The sequence below is a fragment of the Pseudomonas sp. ok272 genome, assembly GCF_900109995.1.
Taxonomy (GTDB): Bacteria; Pseudomonadota; Gammaproteobacteria; order Pseudomonadales; family Pseudomonadaceae; genus Aquipseudomonas.
Map to the genome: position 1 here is coordinate 29,637 of NZ_FOCB01000010.1, position 24,785 is coordinate 54,421.

The 24,785-nt window shown below is 62.3% G+C and carries 21 protein-coding genes; 13 read left to right on the forward strand and 8 right to left on the reverse strand.

Annotation, left to right across the window (positions count from 1 at the left end):
• Positions 1 to 19: 19 nt before the first annotated feature.
• Together BMW74_RS15410 and arcD (BMW74_RS15415) are read right to left on the reverse strand one after the other, a co-directional pair.
• Positions 20 to 898: a DNA-3-methyladenine glycosylase family protein gene (locus tag BMW74_RS15410; protein ID WP_093422558.1), complete on the reverse strand. Its 879-nt coding sequence runs from the start codon at positions 896 to 898 to the stop codon at positions 20 to 22.
• On the reverse strand, positions 895 to 2,322 hold the full coding sequence (gene arcD, locus BMW74_RS15415) for an arginine-ornithine antiporter (RefSeq protein ID WP_093422562.1): 1,428 nt from the start codon (positions 2,320 to 2,322) through the stop codon (positions 895 to 897). The genes BMW74_RS15410 and arcD (BMW74_RS15415) overlap by 4 nt, the downstream gene beginning before the upstream one ends.
• Before the next feature lie 446 nt (positions 2,323 to 2,768).
• On the opposite strand from arcD (BMW74_RS15415), the gene arcD (BMW74_RS15420) reads away from it, so the two are divergent.
• The 12 genes from arcD (BMW74_RS15420) (at position 2,769) to BMW74_RS15480 (ending at position 17,389) form a co-directional block, all read left to right on the forward strand.
• The gene (gene arcD, locus BMW74_RS15420; protein WP_093422565.1) at positions 2,769 to 4,196 is read left to right on the forward strand and encodes an arginine-ornithine antiporter; all 1,428 of its coding nucleotides are present in this window, start codon (positions 2,769 to 2,771) and stop codon (positions 4,194 to 4,196) included.
• 37 nt (positions 4,197 to 4,233) lie between these two features.
• Positions 4,234 to 5,490, forward strand: coding sequence for an arginine deiminase (gene arcA / locus BMW74_RS15425; RefSeq protein ID WP_093422569.1), 1,257 nt, complete (start codon positions 4,234 to 4,236; stop codon positions 5,488 to 5,490).
• Positions 5,491 to 5,557: 67 nt separating this feature from the next.
• Entirely contained in the window at positions 5,558 to 6,568 is a 1,011-nt protein-coding gene (locus BMW74_RS15430) for an ornithine carbamoyltransferase (RefSeq protein ID WP_093422574.1), read from the forward strand.
• A gap of 188 nt (positions 6,569 to 6,756) precedes the next feature.
• Positions 6,757 to 7,686, forward strand: coding sequence for a carbamate kinase (gene arcC, locus BMW74_RS15440; RefSeq protein WP_093422584.1), 930 nt, complete (start codon positions 6,757 to 6,759; stop codon positions 7,684 to 7,686).
• A gap of 61 nt (positions 7,687 to 7,747) precedes the next feature.
• Positions 7,748 to 8,110, forward strand: coding sequence for a DUF5064 family protein (locus BMW74_RS15445; protein WP_093422589.1), 363 nt, complete (start codon positions 7,748 to 7,750; stop codon positions 8,108 to 8,110).
• A 198-nt stretch (positions 8,111 to 8,308) separates the two neighbouring features.
• Positions 8,309 to 9,817 (forward strand): sigma-54-dependent transcriptional regulator, encoded by a 1,509-nt coding sequence (locus tag BMW74_RS15450; RefSeq protein WP_093422594.1) that lies wholly within the window; start codon positions 8,309 to 8,311, stop codon positions 9,815 to 9,817.
• A 389-nt stretch (positions 9,818 to 10,206) separates the two neighbouring features.
• Entirely contained in the window at positions 10,207 to 10,590 is a 384-nt protein-coding gene (gcvH, locus tag BMW74_RS15455; protein ID WP_093422599.1) for a glycine cleavage system protein GcvH, read from the forward strand.
• An 11-nt stretch (positions 10,591 to 10,601) separates the two neighbouring features.
• Positions 10,602 to 13,454: an aminomethyl-transferring glycine dehydrogenase gene (gcvP, locus tag BMW74_RS15460; RefSeq protein WP_093422603.1), complete on the forward strand. Its 2,853-nt coding sequence runs from the start codon at positions 10,602 to 10,604 to the stop codon at positions 13,452 to 13,454.
• A gap of 202 nt (positions 13,455 to 13,656) precedes the next feature.
• On the forward strand, positions 13,657 to 15,033 hold the full coding sequence (locus BMW74_RS15465; protein WP_093422608.1) for an L-serine ammonia-lyase: 1,377 nt from the start codon (positions 13,657 to 13,659) through the stop codon (positions 15,031 to 15,033).
• A 36-nt stretch (positions 15,034 to 15,069) separates the two neighbouring features.
• On the forward strand, positions 15,070 to 16,194 hold the full coding sequence (gcvT, locus tag BMW74_RS15470; RefSeq protein WP_093422613.1) for a glycine cleavage system aminomethyltransferase GcvT: 1,125 nt from the start codon (positions 15,070 to 15,072) through the stop codon (positions 16,192 to 16,194).
• Positions 16,195 to 16,590: 396 nt separating this feature from the next.
• A complete protein-coding gene (locus BMW74_RS15475) occupies positions 16,591 to 16,803 on the forward strand; it encodes a cold-shock protein (RefSeq protein ID WP_007977299.1) in 213 nt (70 codons plus the stop codon).
• A gap of 97 nt (positions 16,804 to 16,900) precedes the next feature.
• Positions 16,901 to 17,389 (forward strand): RDD family protein, encoded by a 489-nt coding sequence (locus BMW74_RS15480; protein ID WP_093422617.1) that lies wholly within the window; start codon positions 16,901 to 16,903, stop codon positions 17,387 to 17,389.
• 108 nt (positions 17,390 to 17,497) lie between these two features.
• On the opposite strand, the gene nadA is transcribed toward BMW74_RS15480, so the two are convergent.
• From nadA to BMW74_RS15495, 3 genes are all read right to left on the reverse strand, one after another.
• Complete coding sequence (gene nadA / locus BMW74_RS15485; RefSeq protein ID WP_093422621.1) at positions 17,498 to 18,559, reverse strand: quinolinate synthase NadA; 1,062 nt, start codon at positions 18,557 to 18,559, stop codon at positions 17,498 to 17,500.
• A gap of 185 nt (positions 18,560 to 18,744) precedes the next feature.
• Positions 18,745 to 19,251, reverse strand: a complete 507-nt coding sequence (locus tag BMW74_RS15490) for a GNAT family N-acetyltransferase (RefSeq protein ID WP_093422626.1) — start codon at positions 19,249 to 19,251, stop codon at positions 18,745 to 18,747.
• An 80-nt stretch (positions 19,252 to 19,331) separates the two neighbouring features.
• Positions 19,332 to 19,952: a LysE family translocator gene (locus BMW74_RS15495; RefSeq protein ID WP_093422630.1), complete on the reverse strand. Its 621-nt coding sequence runs from the start codon at positions 19,950 to 19,952 to the stop codon at positions 19,332 to 19,334.
• Between the two features lie 386 nt (positions 19,953 to 20,338).
• Here BMW74_RS15495 and BMW74_RS15505 point away from each other — a divergent pair, with 386 nt between their 5' ends.
• A complete protein-coding gene (locus BMW74_RS15505) occupies positions 20,339 to 20,836 on the forward strand; it encodes an Lrp/AsnC family transcriptional regulator (protein ID WP_093422638.1) in 498 nt (165 codons plus the stop codon).
• Positions 20,837 to 20,845: 9 nt separating this feature from the next.
• Here the strand turns inward: BMW74_RS15505 and BMW74_RS15510 are convergent, their stop codons facing one another.
• The 3 genes from BMW74_RS15510 to BMW74_RS15520 are packed head-to-tail and all read right to left on the reverse strand — an operon-like array spanning position 20,846 to position 24,729.
• Positions 20,846 to 21,970 carry a mandelate racemase/muconate lactonizing enzyme family protein gene (locus BMW74_RS15510; protein WP_093422643.1) on the reverse strand — a complete coding sequence of 375 codons (1,125 nt, stop codon included), beginning with the start codon at positions 21,968 to 21,970 and terminating at the stop codon, positions 20,846 to 20,848.
• Positions 21,971 to 21,985: 15 nt separating this feature from the next.
• Positions 21,986 to 23,107, reverse strand: a complete 1,122-nt coding sequence (locus BMW74_RS15515) for a mandelate racemase/muconate lactonizing enzyme family protein (RefSeq protein WP_093422649.1) — start codon at positions 23,105 to 23,107, stop codon at positions 21,986 to 21,988.
• Complete coding sequence (locus BMW74_RS15520) at positions 23,104 to 24,729, reverse strand: BCCT family transporter (RefSeq protein WP_093422654.1); 1,626 nt, start codon at positions 24,727 to 24,729, stop codon at positions 23,104 to 23,106. Before BMW74_RS15520 ends, BMW74_RS15515 begins: the two co-directional genes overlap by 4 nt.
• Between the last annotated feature and the right edge of the window lie 56 nt (positions 24,730 to 24,785).

Below are 24,785 nucleotides of genomic sequence, written 5' to 3' on the forward strand. Positions count from 1 at the left end.
AAGCATCAGCCTGCGGCAATCAGTCAGCCCGGCCCAACGACGTCCACAACAGCTGCGCCGCATACCCCCGGTACGGTCGCCAGCGCTCGGCACGGGCCTGCAACGCCCGGGCCGTGAGCGGTGTGCCCTCCAGCGCCAGCAGCGCGTTGAGCAAGCCCACATCCCCCACGGGAAACCCATCCGGGTCGCGCAACTGACGCAAGGCAATGTACTGCGCCGTCCACTCGCCAATGCCCCATAACGCCAACAACTGCGTCACCTGCGCCTGCACATGCTGCGCCGGCTCGAACAACCGGGGCTCATCCAGCAACGCTTGCGCCACCCCCGACAACGTCCGCCCACGACTACGAGGCATGCCAAGGGTCGCCAGATCGGCATGAGCCAGGACACTGACCACAGGAAAGACATAGGTCAGTTGCGGCAACGCAGGCTGCGCAACCGCCAAGGGTTCACCATACTGCGCCACCAACTTGCCGGCCAACTTGATCGCCGCTACCACGCTGATCTGCTGCCCCAGCACCGCACGCATCGCCAACTCCAAGCCGTCCCACGCCCCGGGGACGCGCACGCCAGGGTGGCGGGCAATCAACCACGCCATCAGCGGATCCGCCGCCAGGTTCAGATGGACACGGGGCAGATCCGCATCCAGGTCGAACATCCGCCGCACCCGCGCCACGATTTCGGGCACGGCCGCCGGCTCAGGAAAATTCAGCGTCAACGCCAAGGCATCGCCCCTCGCCTGGGCTACCGAAAATGTACCCTGCACCCCATTTAGGCAGATGCTGCGCGAGTACACACCGTCGGCCACCCACTCAAGCCCGGTGATCGCCCGTGTCGAGAAGAACCCCAACATCGCCGGCCAGTCATAGAACCCTTGGTAGTCGAGCCGCAACTTCACAGCGTCAGGTGGCCGCTGTAGAGCCCATAAGCGGCCAGCACCGCGCCGATCACCACGCCGGTAAAAATGCCTTTTTCAATGTGGGTAAACAACGGCAGGTTCTGTTCACGCTTGGCCTTGGCGAACAGGATCACCCCCGGCGCATAGAGCAGGGCCGAGAGCAGCAGGTACTTCATCCCGCCGGCATACAACAACCAGACCGCATAGCTGAGTGCAACGGCGCCGATGATCAGGTCCTTGGTGCGCTCGGCGCTGGCGTGCTCATAAGTCTCGCCGCGCCCGCTCAACAGCACCGCATACGCCGCCGACCACAGGTACGGCACCAGGATCATCGAGGACGCGAGGTAAATCAGGCTGGTGTAGGTGCCGGCGGAAAACAGGGTGATCAGCAGGAAGATCTGGATCATCACATTGGTCAGCCACAGGGCGTTGACCGGCACGTGGTTGGCGTTTTCCTTCTTCAGGAACGCCGGCATCATCTTGTCCTTGGACGTGGCGAACAGGATCTCGGCGCACAGCAACGCCCATGACAACAGCGCCCCCAGCAACGACACCGCCAGGCCGATACTGATCAGCAACGCTCCCCACGGCCCGACGATATGCTCCAGCACCGCCGCCAGCGAAGGGTTTTGCAGCCGGGCCAGCTCCGGCTGACTCATGATCCCCAGCGACAGCACGTTGACCAGGACCAGCAACGCCAGCACCCCGATGAAACCGATGACCGTGGCCCGGCCGACGTCCGAACGCTTCTCGGCGCGGGCCGAGTACACACTGGCGCCTTCGATGCCAATGAACACGAAGACGGTGACCAGCATCATGTTGCGCACCTGGTTCATCACGCTGCCCAGGTCCGGGTTCTTCAGGCCCCAGATGTCGGCGGTAAAGATATCGGCCTTGAACCCCACTGCCGCAATCACGATGAACATCACCAGCGGCACGATCTTGGCCACGGTGGTCAGTTGATTGATGAACGCCGCCTCCTTGATCCCACGCATCACCAAAAAATGCACCGCCCACAGCAGCACAGACGCGCACGCGATGGCGATGGGCGTGTTGCCCTGGCCAAACACGGGAAAGAAATAGCCCAGGGTGCTGAACAGCAGCACGAAGTAACCGACGTTGCCCAGCCAGGCGCTGATCCAGTAGCCCCAGGCCGAGGAGAAACCCATGTAGTCGCCGAAACCGGCCTTGGCGTAGGCATACACCCCGGAGTCGAGTTCCGGCTTGCGATTGGCCAGGGTCTGGAACACAAAGGCCAGGGTCAGCATGCCCACCGCCGTGATGGACCAGCCAATCAGGATCGCACCGACGTCGGCCCGGGCGGCCATGTTTTGCGGCAGGGAAAAGATCCCGCCACCAATCATTGAGCCGACGACCAGGGCGATCAATGCCCCCAGTCGGAGTTTTTGTGCCGGTTGCGACATTTCTACCTCTTCATTCGGTGCGTTACGGCTGGTGAAAGCGTAACAAATGTTTGATCCACTAAATTCGTACAGCGTAATTACGTTTATCAGGTAACGCCAATGAAGATGCCGATATTTATAACTATTCCATCTATCGAAGGCCGGGCACTAAGTGTCATTTTCGTAACATTTTGACCCCGGCCTGTTACCTGGAAAAAATCACGACGAAAATTTGCACATTCCGGAAAACCAACTAGCGTCTAACTTCGCAACATTACGATCAATTCCCAAATATGACACACCAAGGCCTCTGGAAAGGGCCTTCCAGGCCAGCCGAAAGCCTATCGAAAGTCTTCCTAAGTCATTCATTAACAATGGAATGTGACAATGCACTGATCTAAGTCAGCTATTTAAATCGCACGCAGATTTACGCTGTGGTCTCTCTTCTCCTGCACTGGAGTCATGCAATGTCTGAATCACCCGGAAAACTACGACTAGGTGCCTTAGTCGCGCTGGTAGTCGGCTCAATGATTGGTGGCGGGATCTTTTCCCTGCCGCAAAACATGGCGGCCAGTGCTGACGTTGGCGCCGTACTGATTGGCTGGGCCATCACGGCCGTGGGCATGCTGACCCTGGCCTTTGTGTTCCAGACCCTGGCCAACCGAAAGCCTGATATCGATGGCGGTGTCTACGCCTATGCCAAGGCCGGTTTCGGCGACTACATGGGCTTTTCCTCGGCCTGGGGCTACTGGATCAGCGCCTGGCTGGGCAACGTCGGTTACTTCGTGCTGCTGTTCAGCACCTTGGGGTATTTCTTCCCGATCTTCGGCGAAGGCAACACTGTCGCGGCCGTGATCGGTGCCTCCGTGCTGCTGTGGGCCGTGCATTTTCTGGTACTGCGCGGGATCAAGGAAGCAGCCTTCATCAACCTGGTGACCACCGTCGCCAAGGTCGTTCCCCTGGTGCTGTTCGTGTTGATCGCGCTGTTCGCCTTCAAACTGGACATCTTCACCGCCGACATCTGGGGCATCAAGAACCCGGACCTGGGCAGTGTGATGAACCAGGTGCGCAACATGATGCTGGTCACCGTCTGGGTATTCATCGGTATCGAAGGCGCGAGTATTTTCTCCGCCCGCGCCGAGAAACGTTCGGACGTCGGCAAGGCCACCGTGATCGGCTTTATCACCGTGCTGCTGTTCCTGGTGCTGGTGAACGTTTTGTCCCTGGGCATCATGACCCAGCCTGAACTGGCCAAGCTGCAGAACCCGTCGATGGCTGCCGTGCTGGAGCACGTGGTCGGTCACTGGGGGGCGGTGCTGATCAGCGTCGGCTTGATCATTTCCTTGCTCGGTGCACTGCTGTCGTGGGTATTGCTGTGTGCGGAGATCATGTTCGCCGCCGCCAAAGACCACACCATGCCGGAGTTCCTGCGCAAGGAAAACGCCAACCACGTGCCGGTCAACGCCTTGTGGCTGACCAACGCGATGGTGCAGTTGTTCCTGATCATCACCCTGTTCTCCGCCAGTACCTACCTGTCGCTGATCTACCTCGCCACCTCGATGATCCTGGTGCCGTACCTGTGGTCTGCGGCCTACGCCCTGCTGCTGGCGGTGCGCGGCGAGACTTACGAGAACGCCCTGGCCGAACGCAAGAAGGACCTGATCATCGGCGCCATCGCCCTGATCTACGCGATCTGGCTGCTGTATGCCGGCGGCACCAAGTACCTGCTGCTGTCCGCCCTGCTCTATGCCCCTGGCGTGATTCTGTTCGCCAAGGCCAAGCGCGAGTTGGGCAAACCGATTTTCACTAATGTCGAGAAGCTGCTTTTTGCCGCAGTGGTTGTGGGTGCCCTGGTGGCTGCCTACGGCCTCTACGACGGTTTCCTGACCCTGTAACACCTGAGTTTTTTATGTCATCTGGAGGATCACTGTAATGACCACGGAAAAAGTTAAGTACGGCGTACATTCCGAAGCCGGCAAACTGCGCAAAGTCATGGTTTGCTCCCCAGGCCTGGCCCATCAGCGGCTGACCCCGAACAACTGTGACGAACTGCTTTTCGATGATGTGCTGTGGGTTGCCCAAGCCAAGCGCGACCATTTCGACTTCGTGACCAAGATGCGCGAGCGCGGCATCGATGTCCTGGAGATGCATAACCTGCTGACCGACATCGTTGCCATGCCCGAAGCGCTGGACTGGATCCTGGAGCGCAAGGTCACCGCGGACTCGGTGGGCCTGGGCCTGATCAATGAAGTGAAAACCTGGCTGCGCAGCCTGGAGCCACGCCAGATCGCCGAGTACCTGATTGGCGGCGTCTCCGCCGACGACCTGCCGGACAGCTTCGGCGGCAAGACCATTCAGATGTTCCGCGACTTCCTCGGGCACACCAGCTTCATCCTGCCACCGCTGCCCAACACTCAGTTCACCCGTGACACCACCTGCTGGATCTATGGCGGCGTGACGCTGAACCCGATGTACTGGCCAGCGCGACGTCAGGAAACCCTGCTGACCACCGCCATCTACAAGTTCCACCCGCAGTTCACCAATGCCGACTTCGAGATCTGGTACGGCGACCCGGACAAAGACCATGGCAGCTCCACCCTTGAAGGCGGCGACGTAATGCCGATCGGCAACGGTGTGGTCCTGATCGGCATGGGCGAGCGTTCGTCCCGCCAGGCCATCGGCCAACTGGCACTCAACCTGTTCAAGAACAAAGCGGTCGAAAAAGTAATCGTCGCCGGCCTGCCGAAATCCCGTGCCGCCATGCACCTGGACACCGTGTTCAGCTTCTGCGACCGCGACCTGGTGACCATCTTCCCGGAAGTGGTGAACCAGATCGTCGCCTTCACCCTGCGCCCGGATGAAAGCAAACAGGGCGGCATCGACATCCGCCGCGAAGAAGCCAGCTTCATCGACACCGTGGCCAAGGCCCTGAACCTCAAGGCCCTGCGCGTGGTGGAAACCGGCGGCAACAGCTTCGCCGCCGAACGCGAACAGTGGGACGACGGCAACAACGTGGTGGCCGTGGAGCCAGGCGTGGTCATCGGCTACGACCGCAACACCTACACCAACACCCTGCTGCGCAAGGCCGGGATCGAGGTGATCACCATCAGCGCCGGCGAACTCGGCCGGGGCCGTGGCGGCGGCCACTGCATGACCTGCCCAATCATCCGCGACCCAATCGACTACTAACCTTTAACCCTGGCCGACACCTATCCGGTGCGGCCAGGGGGATAACCGAAACCCAAGGAGATCCAAAATGGCTTTTAACATTCATAACCGCAACCTGCTGAGCCTGGAACACCACACCCCTCGCGAGTTGCGTTATCTGCTCGACCTGTCCCGCGACCTCAAGCGCGCCAAGTACACCGGTACCGAGCAGCAGCACCTCAAAGGCAACAACATCGCACTGATCTTCGAGAAGACGTCGACCCGCACCCGCTGCGCGTTCGAAGTGGCCGCTTATGACCAGGGCGCCAACGTGACCTACATCGACCCGAACTCCTCGCAGATCGGCCACAAAGAAAGCATGAAGGACACCGCCCGCGTCCTGGGGCGCATGTACGACGCCATCGAATACCGTGGCTTCAAGCAGGAAATCGTTGAAGAGCTGGCCAAGTTCGCCGGCGTGCCGGTGTTCAACGGCCTGACCGATGAATACCACCCGACGCAAATGATCGCCGATGTGCTGACCATGCGTGAGCACGCTGACAAGCCGATTCATGAGATCAGCTACGCCTACCTGGGCGACGCCCGCAACAACATGGGCAACTCGCTGCTGCTGGTGGGTTCCAAGCTGGGCATGGACGTGCGTATCTGCGCGCCCAAAGCCCTGTGGCCCCATGACGACCTGGTGGGGCGCTGCAAGAAGTACGCAGAAGAAAGTGGCGCACGCATCACCCTCACCGAAGACCCGAAAGCCGCGGTCAAGGGCGTCGACTTTATCCACACCGACGTCTGGGTCTCGATGGGCGAGCCGGTTGAAGCCTGGGCCGAGCGTATCCAGCAACTGCTGCCGTACCAGGTCAACGCCGAGCTGATGAAAGCCACGGGCAACCCGCGCACCAAGTTCATGCACTGCCTGCCAGCCTTCCACAACAGCGACACCAAGATCGGCAAACAGATCGCCGAACAGTACCCGCACCTGGCCAACGGCATCGAAGTGACCGATGACGTGTTCGAGTCGCCGGCCTGCATCGCCTTCGAGCAAGCGGAAAACCGCATGCACACGATCAAGGCGATCCTGGTATCGACCCTGGCTGATCTGTAAAGGGCCCGACTCCCACAGGGAACACCGCCCCTGTGGGAGCGAGCCTGCTCGCGAATGCAGACGGACATTCACTATGGATGTCGACAGGTACACCGCTTTCGCGAGCAGGCTCGCTCCCACACTGACCGGGTTCCAACAGGGAGACCGAGTCGCTGGTCACTACTCTGCTTATTAGAAGGACTGCAATTATGCGTATCGTCGTTGCACTGGGCGGTAACGCCCTCCTGCGTCGTGGTGAACCCATGACCGCCGAAAACCAACGCGCCAACATCCGAATCGCCACTGAACAGATCGCCAAGATCCACCCCGGCAATCAGTTGGTGATCGCCCACGGCAATGGCCCGCAAGTCGGCCTGCTGTCATTGCAGGCAGCCGCCTACACCGCCGTATCCCCTTACCCACTGGACGTGCTCGGTGCCGAGACCGAAGGCATGATCGGCTACATCATCGAACAAGAGCTGGGTAACCTGCTGGACTTCGAGGTGCCGTTCGCCACCCTGTTGACCCAGGTTGAAGTCGACGCCAACGACCCGGCGTTCAAGAACCCGACCAAGCCCATCGGGCCGGTCTACTCCAAGGCTGAAGCCGAGGCGCTGGCGAAGGAAAAAGGCTGGGCCATCGCCCCGGACGGCGACAAGTTCCGCCGCGTGGTGGCCAGCCCCAAACCCAAGCGCATCTTCGAGATCCGTCCGATCAAGTGGCTGCTGGACAAGGGCAGCATCGTGATCTGCGCCGGTGGCGGCGGCATTCCGACCATGTACGACGAGAACCGCAAGCTCAGGGGCATCGAGGCGGTGATCGACAAGGACCTGTGCTCGGCACTGCTGGCCGAACAACTCGACGCTGAACTGCTGGTGATTGCCACCGACGTCAGCGCGGCCTTCATCGACTTCGGCAAGCCGACCCAGAAAGCGATCGCCCAGGCCCACCCGGACGAACTGGAACGCCTGGGCTTCGCGGCTGGCTCCATGGGCCCGAAAGTCCAGGCCGCCTGCGACTTCGCCCGTAACACTGGCAAAGTCGCGGTGATCGGTTCACTGTCGGACATCGAGGCGATTGTCCAGGGCAAGGCCGGCACCCGTGTCAGCACCGCCAAGCCTGGCATCACCTATCTATAATTAACGCCGGGGCAGGACACGCGCCTGCCCCCCGCTTTCATGCCTTGAGGAGGAGACGCCTATGGCCACGTTTGAGCCTGGTCACCTGCACATCGAACGCCACGCGCTGGACAAGCACGATGTCAGCTACAACATCCACATCGACTATGAAGTGGTCCAGGATCCCAAGGAAGGCAAGGGCATGCAGTTCACGATGCATGGCACCATCCAGGGCAAGGAGGTCAACGAGCCCTTCTTCCTGCGCAAGGAAGAGGCCTACAACTTCGCGAAAAACGTGACCGACATTGCCGAGAAGTACGGCATCCCACGGGCGATGAGCAGCATCGGCTCGGTGCACAAGCACTACGACGCCATGTTCGAGGATGTCCGGGTGCAATTGAACATGAAGTCCGGCGACCCGGTCAGCCCTGAGTTGTTCGAGTAATCCCGGACCCCGCACACACTGCACCCGTGGGAGCGAGCCTGCTCGCGAAGGCACTAGATCCATGTCGGATGCCAGTGCGCTTTCGCGAGCAAGCCCGCTCCCACGAGGGGATTGGTGAAATCCCCTGCTGGATTTCACCAATCCCCCGCGCCAAGGCATACTGGCCACCCTCTGCTACCCAGACCACTGAACCGCCCCATGCGTATCCACGTCAGCTTCATCGACCGCGTCGGCATTACCCAGGAAGTCCTGGCCTTGCTCGGTGGGCGTAATCTCAACCTGGATGCGGTGGAAATGGTCCCGCCCAACGTCTACATCGACGCCCCGACCTTGAGCCCGCAAGTGCTCGATGAGCTGCGTGATGCGCTGTTCAGCGTGCGTGGCGTGCAGGCGGTGACCGTGGTCGACATCCTTCCCGGCCAGCGCCGGAACCTGCAACTCGATGCGCTGCTGGCCGCGATGACTGACCCGGTGCTGGCGCTCGACAGCGCCGGCAATATCCTGCTGGCCAACCCGGCGCTGATCGCCCTGTACGGCCGTGAGCCGGCCGGGGAAAACATCGCCGAACTGTTTGCCGACCCGGCGTTGCTCGACGCCTTGCTCGAACAGGGTTTGCGCCTGCCGCTGCGGGAAATCACGGTCAACGGCCAGACCTTGCTGCTGGATGCCACCCCGATCACCGACGCCGGCGCCCTGCTGACCCTGTACCAACCCAATCGCATCGGCGAACAGCTGTCGGCGTTGCACCACGACCACGCCGAAGGCTTCGACGCGCTGCGGGGCGAGTCGCCGGCCATCCGCACCCTCAAGGCCCGGGCGCAACGGGTGGCGACACTCGACGCGCCACTGTTGATCCAGGGCGAAACCGGCACCGGCAAAGAGCTGGTGGCCCGCGCCTGCCACGCCATCAGTGCACGCCACAGCGCACCGTTCCTTGCGCTGAACTGCGCGGCATTGCCGGAGAACCTCGCCGAAAGCGAACTGTTCGGCTACGCCCCCGGCGCGTTCACCGGCGCACAACGCGGTGGTAAGCCTGGGCTGATGGAACTGGCCAACCAGGGCACGGTGTTTCTCGATGAAATCGGCGAGATGTCGCCGTACCTGCAGGCCAAGTTGCTGCGCTTCCTCAACGATGGCAGCTTCCGCCGCGTGGGCGGTGACCGCGAGGTCAAGGTCAACGTGCGCATCCTCAGCGCGACCCACCGCGACCTGGAAAAAATGGTCAACGAAGGTACCTTCCGCGAAGACCTGTTCTACCGCCTCAACGTCCTCAACATCGAAGTCCCGCCATTGCGCGAACGCGGCCAGGACATCCTGCTGCTGGCACGCTACTTCATGCAGCAAGCCTGCGCACAGATCCAGCGCCCGGTCTGCCGCCTGGCGCCCGGCACCTACCCGGCCCTGCTGGGCAACCGCTGGCCGGGCAACGTGCGGCAACTGCAGAACGTCATCTTCCGCGCCGCGGCCATCTGCGAAAGCAACCTGGTGGACATCGGCGACCTGGACATCGCCGGCACCTCGGTCGCACGCCAAAGCGACAGCGAAGTCGACAGCCTCGAACAAGCCGTCGACGCATTCGAGAAAACCTTGCTGGAAAAGCTCTACGTCAACTACCCCTCGACCCGCCAACTGGCCAGCCGCCTGCAAACCTCCCACACCGCCATCGCCCACCGGCTGCGCAAATATGGGATACCGGGGAAGGTGTAAGGCCCGCGACCCGCACCAGGCCAGTATTGATGTTGAATGTGCTGACCTCATCGCCGGCAAGCCGGTCTCGCTCCCACAGAGGGGCAAAATCATTCCAAATGCGACCTGCACCTGTACTGAAAGCGCTACAGCGGAACGATATCGCTACAGACTCAATCCGACACGTCTGCGCAAGGCTTTGATCCGCCTTAACTTTTTTCCCCACCCGCAACTGTATCGATTTCGCTACAGCCCTCACTTTTCGTCCACCTGAAATAATCATCAACCCATTGATTTGTAACGACTTAATAACATTGGCCGCGATCTTGCTACGTAGCAATCCATTCAGCTCTGCCCTGCAAGAGCATTCAATCGCGTCCACCAGACAAGTCTGGCCCTGAGGAGTTTCCATGAGCGAGTTGCGTTTTACCGAAGATCACGAATGGCTGCGCACCGAAGCTAACGGCAGCGTTACCGTCGGCATCACCGCCTTCGCCCAGAACGCCCTGGGTGACGTGGTCTATGTGCAACTGCCGGAACTGCAGGCCTACGAACAAGGCGCCGAAGCCGCCACCGTCGAATCGGTCAAGGCCGCCAGCGGCGTCTACATGCCATTGACCGGTGAAGTGGTCGAAACCAACCCGGCGCTGGAAACATCCCCGGAACTGGTCAACGAAGACCCGCTGGGCGAGGGCTGGTTCTTCCGCTTCATGCCCGCGGATGCGAGCGCCGTGCGCGACCTGCTCGACCAGGACGCCTACGACCGCCTGATCAAAGCCCAAGCCGACGCCTGAGGAGAGCTGACATGACTCACGTCAACCTGACCACTGCCAACGAATTCATCGCCCGCCACATCGGCCCCCGTGCCGGTGACGAGCGCGCCATGCTGGGCACCCTGGGCTTTGATTCGCTGGAGGCGCTGAGCGCCAGCGTCATCCCCGACAGCATCAAGGGCACCAGCGTGCTGGGCCTGGAAGACGGCTTGAGCGAAGCCGATGCCCTGGCCTCGATCAAGGCCATCGCCGCCCAGAACCAACTGTTCAAGACCTACATCGGCCAGGGCTACTACGGCACCCACACACCGTCGCCGATCCTGCGCAACCTCCTGGAAAACCCGGCCTGGTACACCGCCTACACGCCCTACCAGCCAGAAATCTCCCAGGGCCGCCTTGAAGCGCTGCTGAACTTCCAGACCCTGATCAGCGACCTCACTGGCCTGCCGATTGCCAACGCCTCCCTGCTCGACGAAGCCACCGCTGCCGCCGAAGCCATGACCTTCTGCAAGCGCCTGAGCAAGAACAAGGGCAGCCAAGCGTTCTTCGCCTCCGCGCATTGCCACCCGCAAACCCTCGACGTGCTGCGCACCCGTGCCGAGCCACTGGGCATCGAGGTGGTGGTCGGTGATGAGCGCGAGTTGACTGACGTCAGCGCCTTCTTTGGCGCCCTGCTGCAATACCCGGCGAGCAACGGTGACCTGTTCGACTACCGCGAACTGACCGAGCGCTTCCACGCCGCCAACGCCCTGGTGGCCGTGGCCGCCGACCTGCTGGCCTTGACCGTGCTGACCCCGCCAGGCGAGTTCGGTGCCGACGTGGCCATCGGCAGCGCCCAACGCTTCGGCGTACCGCTGGGCTTCGGTGGCCCGCACGCGGCCTACTTCTCCACCAAGGATGCATTCAAGCGCGACATGCCGGGCCGCCTGGTCGGCGTGTCCGTGGACCGCTTCGGCAAGCCGGCCCTGCGCCTGGCCATGCAGACCCGCGAGCAACATATCCGCCGCGAGAAGGCCACCAGCAACATCTGCACCGCCCAGGTGCTGCTGGCCAACATCGCCAGCATGTACGCGGTGTACCACGGTCCCAAAGGCCTGGCCCAGATCGCCCTCCGCGTGCATCACCTGACCGCGATCCTTGCCCAGGGCTTGAGTGCCCTGGGCCAGACGGTCGAGCAAGAACATTTCTTCGACACCCTGACCCTGCACACCGGCGCGCACACCGCAGTCCTGCACGACAAGGCCCACGCCCAGCGCATCAACCTGCGCGTCGTGGACAGCGAACGCCTGGGCCTGTCCCTGGACGAAACCAGCACCCCGGCCGACGTCCAGGCCTTGTGGAGCCTGCTGGCCGCTGGCAAGGCGTTACCGGACTTCGCCGCGCTGGCCGCCTCGGTGCACAGCCGCCTGCCAGCAGCCCTGGTGCGTCAATCGCCGATCCTCAGCCACCCGGTGTTCAACCGCTATCATTCCGAAACCGAGCTGATGCGCTACCTGCGCAAGCTGGCCGACAAGGACCTGGCCCTGGACCGCACCATGATCCCGCTGGGGTCGTGCACCATGAAACTCAACGCCGCCAGCGAAATGATCCCTGTCACCTGGGCCGAATTTGGTGCCCTGCACCCCTTCGCCCCAGCCGAGCAAAGCGCCGGTTACCAGCAACTGACCACGGAACTGGAAGCGATGCTCTGCGCCGCCACCGGCTACGACGCGATCTCACTGCAACCGAACGCGGGCTCCCAGGGTGAGTACGCCGGCCTGCTGGCCATCCGTGCCTACCACCAGAGCCGCGGCGACGCCCTTCGCGACATCTGCCTGATCCCCTCCTCCGCCCACGGCACCAACCCGGCCACCGCCAACATGGCCGGTATGCGCGTGGTCGTGACGGCCTGCGATGCCCAGGGCAACGTCGACATCGAAGACCTGCGCGCCAAGGCCATCGAACACCGCGAACACCTCGCGGCCTTGATGATCACCTACCCCTCGACCCACGGCGTGTTCGAAGAAGGCATCCGCGAGATCTGCGCGCTGATTCACGACAACGGCGGCCAGGTGTACATCGACGGCGCCAACATGAACGCCATGGTCGGCCTGTGTGCACCGGGCAAGTTCGGGGGCGATGTGTCGCACCTGAACCTGCACAAGACGTTCTGTATTCCCCACGGCGGCGGTGGCCCGGGCGTCGGCCCGATTGGCGTCAAGTCGCACCTGACGCCGTTCCTGCCCGGCCACGCGGCCATGGAGCGCAAGGAAGGCGCGGTCTGCGCGGCACCGTTCGGCAGCGCGAGCATCCTGCCGATCACCTGGATGTACATCCGCATGATGGGCGGTGCCGGCCTCAAGCGCGCCTCGCAGCTGGCGATCCTCAACGCCAACTACATCGCGCGCCGCCTGCAAGCGCACTATCCCGTGCTGTACACCGGCAGCAACGGCCTGGTGGCCCATGAATGTATCCTTGACCTGCGTCCCCTCAAGGACAGCAGCGGCATCAGCGTCGATGACGTGGCCAAGCGCTTGATCGACTTCGGCTTCCACGCCCCGACCATGTCGTTCCCGGTCGCCGGCACCTTGATGATCGAGCCGACCGAGAGTGAATCCAAGGAAGAGCTGGATCGCTTCTGCAACGCCATGATCCACATCCGCGAAGAAATCCGCGCCGTGGAAAACGGCACCCTGGACCCGAACGACAACCCGCTGAAAAACGCCCCGCACACCGCCGCCGAAATCGTCGGCGAATGGACGCACCCCTACAGCCGCGAACAGGCGGTGTACCCAGTGGCGTCGTTGATCGACGGCAAGTACTGGCCGCCGGTTGGCCGGGTCGACAACGTGTTCGGCGATCGCAACCTGGTGTGTGCCTGCCCGTCGATCGAAAGCTACGCTTAACCCTGTGAGGGGCGGGTTCGCCCGTCTCTCGCAAGAACACCGCCTATCCCCTGTGGGAGCGGGCTTGCTCGCGAAAGCGTCAGTCCATTCAGCATCAACGGTGAGTGACACACCGCTTTCGCGAGCAAGCCCGCTCCCACAAGGGTTGTACCAAGTTCTTAGATCCCGCCAATCCCCATAACAAGAAACCGGAGAACCACTCATGTCGTTAAGCGTGTTCGACCTGTTCAAGATTGGCATCGGCCCCTCCAGCTCACACACCGTCGGCCCGATGCGGGCTGCTGCGCGCTTCGTCGAAGGCCTGCGCCGGGACGACCTGCTCACGGCCACCACCGGCGTCAAAGTCGAGCTGTACGGCTCGCTCGGCGCCACCGGCAAGGGCCACGGCAGCGACAAGGCGGTGTTGCTGGGCCTGGAAGGTGAGCACCCGGACACCGTGGACACCGAAACCGTGGCCGCACGCCTGGCGCAGATGCGCAGTGACGGCCGCTTGAACCTGCTCGGCGAACACCGCATTGCGTTCAACGAGAAAGAACACCTGGCGATGATTCGCAAACCGCTGGCCTATCACCCCAACGGCATGATCTTTCGGGCCTTCGACGCGGCCGGCATTCAGATTCGCAGCCGTGAGTACTACTCCGTGGGCGGCGGGTTCGTGGTCGACGAAGACGCGGCGGGCGCTGACCGCATCGTCGAGGACGCCACGCCGCTGACCTTCCCGTTCAAGAGCGCCAAGGACCTGCTCGGCCATTGCGCCACCTATGGCCTGTCGATCAGCCAGGTGATGCTGACCAACGAAAGTGCCTGGCGCCCGGAGGCGCAAACCCGCGCCGGCCTGCTGAACATCTGGCAAGTGATGCAGGACTGCGTCGATGCCGGTTGTCGCAACGAAGGCATCCTGCCCGGAGGCCTCAAGGTCAAGCGCCGGGCGGCGGCACTGCACCGGCAACTGTGCAAGCACCCGGAGTCTGCGTTGCGCGACCCGCTGTCGGTGCTGGACTGGGTCAACCTCTACGCCCTGGCCGTCAACGAAGAAAACGCCAACGGTGGCCGCGTAGTGACCGCGCCCACCAATGGTGCGGCGGGAATCATCCCGGCCGTGCTGCATTACTACATGCGCTTCATTCCCGGCGCCAACGAAGACGGCGTGGTGCGCTTTCTGCTGACCGCCGCCGCCATCGGCATCCTGTACAAGGAAAACGCCTCGATCTCCGGCGCCGAAGTCGGCTGCCAGGGCGAAGTCGGCGTTGCCTGTTCAATGGCGGCCGGGGCCTTGTGCGAAGTGCTGGGCGGCAGCGTCCAGCAGGTAGAGAACGCCGCCGAGATCGGCATGGAACACAACCTGGGCCTGACCTGCGACCCGATTGGCGGCCTGGTGCAAGTGCCGTGCATCGAGCGCAACGCCATGGGCTCGGTCAAGGCCATCAACGCCGTGCGCATGGCCCTGCGCGGCGACGGCCAGCACTTCGTATCCCTCGACAAGGTCATCCGCACCATGCGCCAGACCGGCGCCGACATGAAAAGCAAATACAAGGAAACCGCCCGTGGCGGTTTGGCGGTCAACATTATCGAGTGCTGACGTCCACGCACGTCCGTACGTTTTCAGGAGCTGCATATGTCCACCGAAACCCTGTTGAAAACCCCGTTGCATGCCTTGCACCTGGAGCTTGGCGCACGCATGGTGCCATTCGCCGGCTACGACATGCCGGTGCAGTACCCGTTGGGCGTGATGAAGGAGCACCAGCACACCCGTGAGCAGGCCGGGCTGTTCGATGTCTCGCACATGGGCCAGATCCGCCTGACCGGCGCCAACGCCGCCAAGGCCCTGGAAACCCTGGTGCCGGTGGACATCATCGACCTGCCGGTGGGCATGCAGCGCTACGCCATGTTCACCAACGACAAGGGCGGCATCCTCGATGACCTGATGGTCGCCAACCTGGGCAACGACGAACTGTTCCTGGTGGTCAATGCCGCGTGCAAGGACCAGGACCTGGCCCACTTGCGCCAGCACCTGGGCGATCAGTGCCAGATCGAGCCGCTGTTCGAAGAACGCGCCCTGCTCGCCCTGCAAGGCCCGGCGGCGGTGACGGTGCTCTCGCGCCTGGCGCCTGACGTGGCGAGCATGACCTTCATGCAGTTCACCCGCATAACCTTGCTCGGGGCGCCGTGCTTCGTCAGCCGTTCGGGCTACACCGGCGAAGACGGCTTCGAGATCTCCGTGCCCGCCGCCCACGCCGAAGCCCTGGCCCGCGCCCTGCTGGCCGAGCCAGAAGTTGCCGCCATCGGCCTCGGCGCCCGTGACTCGCTGCGCCTGGAAGCCGGGCTGTGCCTGTACGGCCACGACATGAATGCCGACACCACCCCCATCGAAGCCAGCCTGCTGTGGGCCATCTCCAAGCCACGACGTGCCGACGGCGCGCGTGCCGGTGGTTTCCCGGGGGCCGAGACGGTGTTTGCCCAGCAACAAAACGGCGTCAGCCGCAAACGCGTCGGCCTGCTGCCACAGGAGCGCACCCCGGTGCGCGAAGGCGCGGAGATCGTCAACGACGCCGGCGAGATCATCGGCCACGTCTGCAGCGGCGGTTTCGGGCCTACGTTGGGTGGCCCCCTGGCAATGGGTTACCTCGACACGGCGCACACCGCACTTGAAAGCCAAGTCTGGGCGATTGTTCGTGGGAAGAAGGTGCCAATGCTTGTAAGCAAACTGCCATTTGTTCCACAACGCTACTATCGCGGCTAGTTGACTGTTCCCATAAGTAACGCAGTTGCGTAACAGTGCACCACGCTGTCACGCAACTGCCACATAACAGTGCAAGGCACTGTTTTTTTTCGCTTATGAACTGTGCTTATAACAATCGAAAACAACTGAACCACGTTATCGAATAAGCCGCACTACACACCCACAACATGACCCCAAGCCCAGCAATACATGGCTTTCACGGGGGGTTGTTTTTCCTCCCGTAGTTGGCGTAGAGTTTGCCCACTGTGTTTGCATGGGTCCCTTGGAATCGTGACCTGGGCAGTAGCCAACAAGTTAGCTACACCCGTTCTACGTCGTTCTACTTCCTGCAACCAGCCCCAGTACTCTTTCATGAGAAAGAGGCTGTCATTAATTTTGTGTCATAGGAAATAAGAAATGTCCCAACGTCAGAGCGGCACCGTCAAGTGGTTTAACGACGAGAAAGGTTTTGGTTTTATCACGCCAGAAAGCGGCCCGGATCTGTTCGTACACTTCCGTGCCATTCAAGGCAACGGCTTCAAGAGCCTGAAAGAAGGCCAGAAAGTCACCTTCATCGCCGTGCAGGGCCAAAAAGGCATGCAGGCTGACGAAGTTCAAGCAGAAGCCTGATCATCGAGCAACAAAAAGCCCCTGATGCTGACATCAGGGGCTTTTTTATGGCCGTAAACCCGTAAAATGGCTTCTTTTTTCGCTCCGAGGCCATTCCATGTCGAAACACCTGCTCAGCCCCCAGGGTGAATTCCCTATCGCCGGTCTCGGCCGTCGCCTGGCAGCGATGTTCTACGACTTCCTGTTATGCACCGCCCTGCTGATCGTCACCGGCGGTCTCTACAAGATGGCGCAGATGGCCATCCTCGGCGAAGAACGCATGCGGGCCTTGACCGATGCCGGTGCCCTGGACGGCGACCCGCTGTTCTCGACCCTGCTGCTGTTTGTGCTGTTCGGCTTCTTCGCCAAGTTCTGGACCTACACCGGGCAGACACTGGGCATGCAGGTGTGGTGCATCCGCGTGCAGAACGCCGACGGTACAGCCATCAGCCTGTGGCAGGCGCTGCTGCGTTTCGTGGTGTCGATTGCCTCACTGCTGTGCGTGGGCCTGGGTTTTTTCTGGGTACTGCTGGACAAGAAGAAGCGCAGTTGGCATGACATCTATTCCGACAGCCAACTGGTACGGATCCCCAAGAAGAAGAAATAAGTCCTGTGGGAGCGAGCCTGCTCGCGAAAGCCATCTTACATTCAACATCACCGTTGACTGATCTGACGCCATCGCGAGCAGGCTCGCTCCCACAACGAGCCGTTGCTATCAGGCGTTGCCCGCCGCCAGCCTCATCCGCGCGGCGGCGGTGAAGTCGAGCATGCGCTTGAGCGGGCGAATCGCCTGGGGGATCAACGCCGGCTCGACGAAAATCTCCCCCGAACCCTCACGCAGGCACTGCAGCGTACGCTCCAGGGTGTTCATCGCCATCCACGGGCAGTGCGCGCAACTGCGGCAGGCCGCGCCGTTACCGGCGGTCGGGGCTTCGATGAAGACCTTGTCCGGGCACAGCTGCTGCATCTTGTAGAAGATGCCGCGATCGGTGGCCACGATCAGGGTCTGGTTGGGCAGGCTTTGCGCGGCGGCGATCAACTGGCTGGTGGAACCCACCGCGTCGGCCAGCTCGATCACCGCGGTCGGCGACTCCGGGTGCACCAGGATCGCGGCGTCCGGGTACAACGCCTTCATGTCTTCGAGCTGCTTGGCCTTGAACTCTTCGTGGACGATGCAGGCACCGTCCCACAGCAGCATGTCGGCACCGGTCTTGCGCTGGATGTAGGTGCCCAGGTGCTTGTCCGGGCCCCAGATGATCGTCTCGCCGTTGTCCATCAGGCTTTCGACGATCTCCAGTGCGCAACTGGACGTCACCACCCAGTCTGCCCGCGCCTTCACCGCCGCCGAGGTGTTGGCATACACCACCACCGTGCGCTCCGGGTGCTGGTCGCAGAACGCCGAGAACTCATCGACCGGGCAACCCAGGTCCAGGGAGCAGGTTGCTTCCAGGGTCGGCATCAGCACGCGTTTTTCGGGGTTGAGGATTTTGGCGGTCTCACCCATGAACTTCACGCCGGCAACCACCACGGTCTTGGCCGGATGGGCGTTGCCGAAGCGGGCCATTTCCAGGGAGTCGGAGACACAGCCACCGGTCTCTTCAGCCAGGGCCTGGATGATCGGATCGCAATAAAAGTGAGCCACCAGCACCGCGTCCTGAGCCTTGAGCTCGGCAGCGATGGCAGCGCGGTAATGGGCCTCCTCCTCGCTCGTCAGCGGCTTTGGCTGCTTGGCGTCGAGGTGGGCTTGAACCAGAAGGCGTTCGGAAATTTGCGTCATGATCGCAAGACCTGCGGGCGCTTTCGCGCGAAAGTCGAGTATACACCCGGCTCCGGACCACTAACGGGTACCGCCGGGAGAGTGAGTTTTCATCAGGAACGGACTGCATTGCAGGTGCGCAAGGCTACAGAATATCCCCGCGATGCAAAAGACCATTGTGACCGGTCGCCAGTCACCGTCTTCGCTCACTCGGTGGCGTCAAAGGCTGCGTGGTACTTCACCTCGCCGGTTGGCACCGCCCCCCCAAAGGAAATGGCCTGGAAGTATTGCGCCGGGATACCGGGCAGTTCGAGTCCCGGATAGACCTCAAATCCAAAGCGGTCATAGTAGCCAGGGTCCCCCAGTACCACACAGCCCGCCGCGCCAAGCTGCCGTAGCCGCTCAAGTGCCGCGCTCATCAAGGCCGAGCCGATGCCCTGGCCCTGACGATCCGGCCACACGGAAATCGGCCCCAGGCCATACCAACCGGGTGCGCCCGACGAAATGCTCACTGGGGAAACGGCAACATGCCCGACCACCTCCTCGCCCGCCACCGCTACCAGGGAGACGGTCAGTTGATCGGCGCGGCGCAACGCCGTGACGATGAATTGCTCAGTGTGGCTGGAGTGCTGCTCGTGTTGAAACGCCGCTTCGGTCAGTTGCGTGATGGTGTCGATGTCTGCGGCGGTTTCGTTGTGAATGCTGATGTTCATGCCGGGCCTCTTGGGAATGTCTTGGCCGATGATAGGCCAAGTGCCCGAGAAAACCTGCCCTGCGAAGTGAAACCGCTCACTCAACGCACCACGATCATCGCCGCCGCGACCGCCATGACTGCCGCCGCGCCCCGGAACAATCGCCGTTGCGCCCGTTGCCCCGACAGCAGGTGACGGATACGCACGGCGGCGAAGATGAACAGCGCGCCGACGCCCAGCAACACCAGGATCGTCAGCGGCACCAGGACCAGCGCCCAGGTGTGCAGCGAGACCGTTTCCAGGTTGATCGCCAGCGGCAGCAACGCCAGGTAGAAGGCGATGGTCTTCGGGTTACCCAGGGTGATGGTCAGCCCTGAAACCGCCGCCGACAGCAGCTCCGTCTTCTTCACCGGCCGGTCCATGTCGATCGCCTGATGGTCGGCGCGCCAGAACTGCCAGGCCAGGTAGCCCAGGTACAGCGCGGCGCCCCAGCGCACCACGTGAAACAGCGCCTGGAAGTGCTCGGCAATCATCGCCAGGCCAAACACGGCAAAGGAGAGGTAGGCCAGGTCCCCCAGGATCAAGCCCGACAACAGGCAAAAGCCCGACAACGTGCCGCCACTGACGCTGCGTGCAACCAGCGCCGCCATGCCAGGACCGGGAATGGCGGCAGCGATGCCCAGGGCGATCGAGTAGGTGAGTGCTTGTGTCAGATCGAGCATGGGGTGTCCCTTGGTGGATTGATCGAAGGCCTATGCGCCTTCACTTGACGGCTGGCTACTTGAACAACGCCAGGTTGCCGATCAGCGTGCGGATGGTTTTCTGTGTCCCGATCAAGCCGATGGCCAGCCGTCCGATGGCCGAACTCTCGGCCTCGGAGATCCAGCCCCAGGTCGCTATCGACCACGATCACGCACTTGTGAACCGCCGCATCAAAAATCATCTGCCCCCCGCTACCGCGCGCCAAAAGCCCTTGGAACTTCAACGGCAAACGCCTTGAAGTGGGAAAAATACTACGCGCTTCACCCAGGATTATTTTGTCTATGTTGATTGCCAGACATGCATAAATAGGTAGAACCTACCTCCATTCAAATAAAAAGTGGAATTTATGACCGGACCAGCCCTCAGCCTGACAGACATCAATATCCTCACCGCCCTGCAACAGGACGGTAGGGTCACCAACCAGACCCTGGCCGATCAGCTCGGCATGTCGGCCTCACCGTGCTGGCGACGGGTCAAGCAGTTGGAGGAGCATCGCTACATCCTGGGTTACCGCGCGGTGTTGGACCGACGCAAGATCGGCTTGGGCGTGATGGTGTTCGTGCGGGTCAGCATTGACCGCCACAGCGAAGCCGAAGCACGCAAGTTCGAGCAAGAGGTCATGCAGTTGGAGGACGTGGTGGCGTGCTACAGCATCGGTGGCGACGCCGATTTCCTGCTGCAAGTGGTGGCCCGCGACCTGGACGCCTACGCCGAGTTTTCCATGACCGTGGTGCGGCGATTAACCGGGATCAAGGAAATGCAGAGCATGTTCGTGCTCAAGGAAATCAAGCCCTTCATCGCGTTCCCGGTCAAGCAGCCCCCGGTGACAACCGAGGGCCGTTGAGCACGGGGGCTAGCGCGCGACGCTCAAGTGGATATCGGCACCGCGCTGGATCTGCTGCCAATCAATCTGCAGCCCCAGCCCTGTGCCATCCGGCGCGGTCACTTGCCCTTGCCGGTTGGTGCGGATCGGGTTGGCCGTGGCGAACTCGAACAGCTCGACCTCGCAGGCCTGCTCGAAGTAGCTGCACACCGGCTGCCCCAGCATCAGGTGCAGGTTGGCCGCTTGCGCCAAGGAGTGCCCCCAGCTTTGCAACTCGACCTTGATCCCGCTGGCGGCCGCGTGATGGATGATCTTTAGCGCAGGCGTGATCCCGCCGCAGGTCATCACATCCACACGCACTCGGCTCCAGCACTGTTGGCTGGCTGCGAATGCCACCAGTTGGTGGTCAGTGATCGCATTGCCCGCCGCCAGCACCGGTACGTCGAGCCGGGCGCTCAACTGCCGATAGCCCGCCAGGTCGTAGTCATCCAGCGGCGCTTCGAACCAGGCGTAATCCAACTCGCCCAGTACCCGCCCGACTTTCAGCGCGGCGTCCAGGTCGTAGCGTTGCTCGACATCCAACATCAAGGCCAAGCCCTTGTCCCCATGGGCCCGTTGCACCTGCTCAATCAATCGCAGGTCGCGCGCCGGGTCGCACCAGCAATGAAACTTGATCGCGCGAAACCCTTGCTCGACCAGGTGCTGCACGGTCTCGACATAGGCCTCGGGCGTTGCCAGTACTGGCGTGCTGGCGTAAGCGTCGATGCGCTCGCGGTAGCCGCCGAGCAACTTGAACAACGGCTGCCCGGCCGCCTGCGCGGCGATGTCCCACAGCGCCACATCGATCAACGCCTGGGCCTGGGCCGAGCGGGCGTAGGCCTTGGGCCGCAAGTGCGACCACAGCCCTTCGCGCTCCAGGGCCGAGCGCCCCAGCAGGTCGGGGATCATGTCGCGCAGGGTCTCGGCCAGGACCGCGTCGGCGTGATGGCTGGTGTAGGAGTCCGTCGCCGCGACGCCTACGATGCCATCCCGGGTGGTGACCCGGATAAAGGTGTGGGTCGTGCAGGGTTCGGGCTGCTCCGGGGTCCAGGTCGAGCCGCGCACCGGCGGTACGCAGGCGAACACCTCGACCCGGTCGATCAAAAGGTTGGTCATTGGTCTCTCCCAGGTTCAAGGCCGTACGCGATAGCGTTCGATCAGGGCTTCGTCCAGGACCACGCCCAGGCCCGGGGTATCCGGCACCGCGACATGACCGTCTTCAAGGGGCAGCAGGTTCTTCACCAGGCCCCGGAACAGCGGGCTGTCGCTTTGCGAGTACTCGATCAACTCACCGAACTCACTGGCCGCCAGAAAGTGCACAGTGGCCGCCAGCAGGATCCCGGTGCTGAAACCGTGGGGCACCAGTTGCGCGCCGTGCAATTGCGCCAGCTCATAGATGTGGCGCATCTCGCTGATGCCACCGCAGCGGGTGATGTCCGGCTGGATGATCGCCGGGCGCGAGGCCTCCAGGAAGTGGCGGAACTCATGCCGCGTCGCCAACCCTTCGCCGCCGGACACCCGCAGCCCGGAACGCTCGGCCAGGTGCGCCAGGCCTCGCGTGTCGTCGGACGGCAACGGTTCTTCGATCCAGTTCAGTTTGAACTCGCGCAGCGCCTCGCATTGCGCCAACGCGTGCGGGTAGTTGCGCCAGCGCCCCACCAGGTCGATCTGCAACTGCACGTCATCGCCGATCTCCTCGCGCACGACCCGCAGCAGCTCACGGTCCTTGCGCAGGTCTTCGCCAAACCCGGCACCGCCCAGCTTGATGCTGCGCAAGCCCTGGGCCAGCAGGCCGCGGACCAGCTCGCGGTTGCCGGCCTCGTCGGGACGCGGGATGAACGTGCCGTAGGCGGCGATGCGCGTGCGGTACTTGCCGCCCAGCAAGGTGTGCACCGGCACCCCGTAATGCTGCCCGGCGATGTCCCACAGGGCGATGTCCAGTGCGCTGATGGCATGGATCGCCGCGCCGCGCCGGCCCATGTACTCGGACTGGCGGTACATCTTCTTCCACAGCCGGTCGATTTCCAGCGGGTTTTCACCGATCAGCAGGTCGCGCAGGCCCTGGCAGGTTTCATGGGACGCCGGGGTTTCGATCAAGGCCTTGACCACGGCCGGCGAGCTGTCGGTTTCACCGATACCCACGAGGCCAGTGTCAGTGTGGATGCGCACGATCAACGCATCCTCGCCCCACTCACATGGCTGGTCGAGCGCCGGCACGCGCAACCAGATCGCTTCTACATCCACTATTTTCATGGCTGGGTTTCCAGGACTTTCGAGGCACCCTGACGGACCACGGATCGCGCTTGATTGACCTCGGCGGTGCTCATCGCCGCCAGGCGCGCGGACTGCTCTTCAATCAAGTGGGCCGGCATGGCCGCGTAGTCTTCACGCAGCCACTTGAGCAGGCCCCAGATCTTCACTATCAGGATAAAAATGAACGGGATCGCAGTGAGGATCACGGCGGTCTTGAGGGTGTTGAGGGAGGCGTTGATGTACAGCATCGCCAGCGGCAGCACCGCCAGCATCAGGCACCAGAACAGGCGCAGGTTGGGCGACGGGTCCTGGCCTTCACGCAGGTTGCGGGTACTGGTAGCCGCCACGGTGTAGGCCACCGCATCCAGGTGGGAAGCGAGGAACACCAGCATCAGCAGGAAGTACACCACCGACAGCAACTTGCCAAACGGCAGGCTGGTCAACAGCATCGAGACCGCCGCCTCACCGCCGGCCCCACTGAGCATGGCCGGCGCGTTGACCAGGTCCGTGACGAACTGGTGAATGGCAAAGCTCTGCAAACTGCCGAAGAAGAACCAGCACCCGCCGCAGCCGCCGAGGATCATCGCCAGCACCACTTCCTTGATCGTGCGGCCCTTGGACACACGGGTGACGAAGATCGCCACGCCCGGGGTGTAGGTGATCCAGTACAGCCAGTAGAACACCGTCCAGCCACGGGAGAATTCGCCATCCCCGGTCGGGTCGGTGAACAGACTCATGTGGATGAAGTTTTGCAGGGTCAGGCCAATCGCGTTGGCGATGTTGTTGACGCTGAACAGGGTCGGACCGAGGACCAGCACGATCAAGGCAAAGACCATGGTCATGCCGCACGCCAGCTTCGCCAGGCGCTGCATGCCGGAGCTGATGCCGATGTAGGAACTCAGGGAAAACACCACCGTCACCAGCAGCACCAGGCACGCCTTGAGCATGAAGCCGTCGGTGATGCCGGTCAGGTCCGACAGGCCCTTGGCCACGGTGGACGTGGTCAGGGTGGTGGTCAGCACCAGGCCGCCGAAGGTGGCGAATAGGAAGATCAGGTCGATGATCCGCCCGACCGGGCCGTGGGCCTTGAAGCCGGTGATCGACTCAATGATGCCGGCCAGGCTCAGGCCTTTGTTCTTGCGCACGTGGAAGTGATACGCCATCGCCAGCGACGCAATGCCGTAGATCGCCCACGGGGTGATGCCCCAGTGGAAGAACGAATAGGCGATGCTCATTTCCAGCGCTTGCTTGCTCGCGGCGGCGATGTTCAGCCCCGGCGTGAGGTAGTAATACGCCCACTCCATGAAGGCCCAGTACATGGTCGCCGACCCCAGGCCCGCGCAGATGAACATGAAGATCCAACTGGTGTTCTTGTACTCCGGCTTGCCCTCGCCCAGGCGAATGTTGCCGTACTTGCTAAAGCCCAGGCCGATGATCAGCACCACACAGGCAAAGCCGAGCACCTGCACCAGGGTGCCGAAGGTAGAGGTCGCGCTGGTGAAGAGTTGATCGGCCAGCACCTTGGCCTGATCGGGAAACATCATCAATCCGATGACCGTCATTGATATCACCACGATGCTGGTGAATATCAGGGTCAGGTCTTTCTGCGTGTTCTGCTGCATAGGGAGTCCCAACTATTGTAATTATTGGAGAGACCCCGTCTTGGCGGGATCTGCGG